We start from the raw sequence: 562 nt of genomic DNA on the forward strand, positions 1-562 counted from the left end.
GACCGAAAAGCCGGCGACGGCTTCGAGCTCATCTGCAAGTCCGCCGGAATGACCTTCCGCGAACTCATGATCGAACTTGAAGGCGGCAGTCTGGTCGACGCACGGCAAAACCGAGCGCAGCCTGCGGCCCCAGCGCCCGGCCGAAAGGTCGATCCCGAGTGGGCGCGCAAACGCCTCGACTCAATGTGGGATCGAGCGACGCTGGTCGGTTCCGATGGCCTCGTTCCGCGATACCTGCGCGAGCGGGTGCCGGGTCTGACAGTAGCGCCGTCCTCAGCGTTGCGAATGGCGATGCTCGATTACCGGCACGAGAAGAAAGTCATCGGTCAGTGGCCGGGCATCCTCGCTCGCTTCACGCTGCCGGATGGCCGTCTTGGAACGCTGCACCGCACGTTCCTTGAACGCTCGAAACCGGAGAAGGCGTTGATCGTCACTAACGATGGCGAGATCCTTCCGGCCAAGCTGAACGACGTGACGCTTCATAGGCTCAACGGCGGCGCAGTCCGGCTGATGGATCCAGTCGATGGCGAAATCGGCGTCGCGGAAGGTCTCGAGACGGCGT

At 63.3% G+C, this 562-nt stretch carries 1 protein-coding gene; it reads left to right on the top strand.

The window, feature by feature from the left end:
* Window positions 1-66: 66 nt before the first annotated feature.
* A partial coding sequence (locus AWB81_RS44055) for a DUF7146 domain-containing protein (protein ID WP_445344353.1) occupies window positions 67-562 on the top strand: 496 nt, incomplete at its 3' end.

The sequence above is a fragment of the Caballeronia arationis genome, from assembly GCF_001544975.2.
Taxonomy (GTDB): domain Bacteria; phylum Pseudomonadota; class Gammaproteobacteria; order Burkholderiales; family Burkholderiaceae; genus Caballeronia; species Caballeronia arationis.